This window comes from Candidatus Methylomirabilota bacterium, assembly GCA_035315345.1.
In the GTDB taxonomy this organism is placed as follows: domain Bacteria; phylum Methylomirabilota; class Methylomirabilia; order Rokubacteriales; family CSP1-6; genus CAMLFJ01.
Genome location: DATFYA010000092.1, coordinates 1 through 2,830, shown reverse-complemented (window position 1 = coordinate 2,830; position 2,830 = coordinate 1). Strand labels below are relative to the sequence as shown.

The 2,830-nt window shown below is 69.2% G+C and carries 2 protein-coding genes and 1 pseudogene; 2 read left to right on the top strand and 1 reads right to left on the bottom strand.

The features are described 5' to 3' along the window. The first annotated feature begins 85 nt into the window (after positions 1 to 85). Positions 86 to 574 (top strand): annotated as a pseudogene (locus tag VKN16_12305) (helix-turn-helix domain-containing protein). Between the two features lie 184 nt (positions 575 to 758). On the opposite strand, the gene VKN16_12300 reads toward VKN16_12305, so the two are convergent. Beyond that, a complete protein-coding gene (locus VKN16_12300) occupies positions 759 to 2,183 on the bottom strand; it encodes an IS1380 family transposase (protein ID HME94989.1) in 1,425 nt (474 codons plus the stop codon). A gap of 284 nt (positions 2,184 to 2,467) precedes the next feature. Between VKN16_12300 and VKN16_12295 the strand changes: the two genes are divergently transcribed. After that, positions 2,468 to 2,830, top strand: a 363-nt coding sequence (locus tag VKN16_12295) for a transposase (GenBank protein ID HME94988.1), incomplete at its 3' end; no start/stop codon positions are given.

Genomic DNA, 2,830 nt, shown 5'->3' with positions numbered 1-2,830 from the left:
AAGCCGTCAAACGTGGGGTTCCAGAAGTCGGCCTGGCTCGTGACCAGCGGTGATCGCGGTCTCAGTGCTGGGCATGATCATGGCTGTGTCGCTGCGCCTCGTCTACCTGATCTTCGATCGGCTTCTCAGCTGGCTATTGCTGCTGCGCCGTACATCGTCATACAAAGACGTCGAGCTGCTCGTCCTGCGGCACGAGGTCGCGGTACTCCGTAGAACCAACCCGAGGCCTCGCCTGGACTGGGCCGACCGAGCCGTGCTCGCCGCCCTGATCCGACGCCTGCCCACAGCGCTGCGCGGTCACCGCCTGATCACCCCGGCCACGGTCCTGCGCTGGCACCGCCGCCTGGTGACCAAGAAGTGGACCTACCCGAACCGCTCCGGTCGCCCACCCGTCGACGACACGATCGCCACCCTGATCGAACGGCTGGCTCACGAGAACCCAACCTGGGGCTACCAGCGCATCCAGGGCGAACTACTCAAGCTCGGCCATCGCGTCGGCGCATCCACGATTCGCAGGATCCTCAAGCTGCGGCGGATACCTCCCGCACCGCTCCGGTCGACCGACACGTCCTGGCCTTGATCATTCACCGGGTGCGTAGGTCCGCCTCGGCGTTCGCCGCTGGTGATCTTCACCTCCGCTGTTGATCTTCGGGTCGGATGGTAGTCGTGGTCGGTGGCCGACGGTCGCGTCGGTGGCGCCGGTTCCACAGGTCGGTCGGGTTCCTCGGGTCGGGGTCGGGCGGTCAGGGGCCGGCGGGTCAGGTCGGGGTGAGGGCGAACGCGAGGACGAACGCGGCCGCCAGCTCGCAGGCCCAGGGCCAGGTCTCCGGAATTTTGATCTTGCGTTTGCGTTGGCCGCGGACGATCCGGGCGGCGGTGTGCAGCAGCCGGTAGCGGACCGTCCTCGGTTCGGTGTCGTGGAAGGCGGGACCGAGGCAGAGCAGGGCGAACCAGCGCAGCAGGTCGGTGGCGATCATTGCCGCGACACACCAGGCGGCGTTGATCGCCATCGAGGTCGACGGCAGGTGATCGAGGCCGGTGGTCTTCCCGGTCCGCACGCGGTCCTCAACCCGGGCGTGGGCGCGGTGGCGGGCTTCGAGGAAGTCCAACTGTCGGCCGGGAGTGTTGGTGGCCACGAGCTGGTAGCGCCATCCGTCGGCCTCTTCCAGGGCGCACAGTTGCGCCCCGGCCGAGGGGCGTTCGCGGCGGCACAGGATCCGCATGTCGGCCGGCCAGTTGGGCAGCTCGTCGCCGCCGTGGCTCGTGCGCAGCAGCCCGGTCAGCTCGACCACGCCGGCGCCGTGCTCGCCCTGCAGGTCGCGGGGGACGCCGTCACGGTCCCACCCGTGCTGCCAGTCGTCCTCGTGGACGAGGGCGATGGCGGTGCGGGCGCGGTGGTCGAGGTCGAACCCGACCGAGTAGTGCACCCGGCGCCCGTGCACCGCGTTCAGCCCGGTGATGTGGCGGATCAGCTCCAGGGTGGCGCCCGCCCCGTCGACGGTGATGAGCAGGTCGCGCCGGTGCGGGTCGGGGATCTGGGCGATGGCCTCGCCGAGTACGGCGATGTGGTCGGCGGCGGTGTTGGAGCCAGCGTTGCCCGGGCGCAGCCGCAGGGCCAGGGCCTCACGGGTGTTGTCGCACCACGCGCCGAGCGGGTGGTGGCCGTAGGTGCCCTTGAACGTGCCCGCCGCGCCTTCCTTGTCCGAGTGTGCGATCTGGATCGTGGCGTCCAGGCGGATCACGATCGTCTTCCCGAGATCGACATCAGCGACCTTCGAGGGCGGGATCCGGCCCAGCCGGGCGGTGCTCAGCGCCCAGACACGGCGGCGGGTCTTGGCCCGCGCGGCGGCGATGTGCTGGCGTTCTCGTTCGCCGATCGCTTCCAGGGTGCGCCACGCCGTCGGGTCGGACGCGACCGGGCCGTACAACTCTGCTTGATCGCGTAACGCGGCCAGGTCCGACAACACGCGTCCGCCGTCGGCGATGCACACCGCGAGATCCCCCAGGACCCGGCCCCGGTCGTGCACGGGAACGAACCCACGGCGGGCCAACGCCCGCGACAGACCGCCGGTCAGGCCGGTGTTGTCGGCGATCAGCCGCAGCGCCGCCGACCCGGTGTGCGACACGACTCCGTGTCCGTCGACTTCCACGGTCAGGCCCTTCGACCACGCGCTATCGTGCACCTGAAAAGTGCTCCTCGTTCTGGGTGTTCTGCGACCCCAACAACCGCATTCTCCCAGCTCAAGGGCACTTTTCTCTGTTACGACACGCTCAACTCAAGATCACCATGAATTGCGGAGGTCAGCCTCGAACACTTCACACCGCGACCATCGGGGGGACACAACCAGTACGGCAGCCGCACTTCGTGATCTTGGATTGAGCGTGTTGTAACAGAGAAAGTGCCCCTGAGCTGGGAGAATGCGGTTGCTGAAGTCGCAGAACACCCAGATCGAGGAGCACTTTTCAGGTGCACGATAGCGCGTGGTCGAACGATCTGACCGTGGAAGTCGGCGGGCACGGGGTGGTGTCGCACGCCGGGTCGGCGGTGCTGCGGCTGCTGGCCGACCGGACCGGGCTGACCGGGGCGCTGTCGCGGGCGATGCGCCGGCGCGGGTTTCGCCCGGTGCACGATCGGGGTCGGGTGCTGGTCGATGCCGCGGTGTGCATCGCCGACGGCGGTCGGGTGCTGTCGGACCTGGCCACGTTGCGGGATCAGGCCGAGCTGTACGGGCCGGTGGCCTCGGACGCGACGCTGTGGCGGGCCCTGGAGGAGATCGGGCCGGAGCAGCGGGCCCGGATCGCGACCGCCCGGGCGCGCATCCGGCGACAG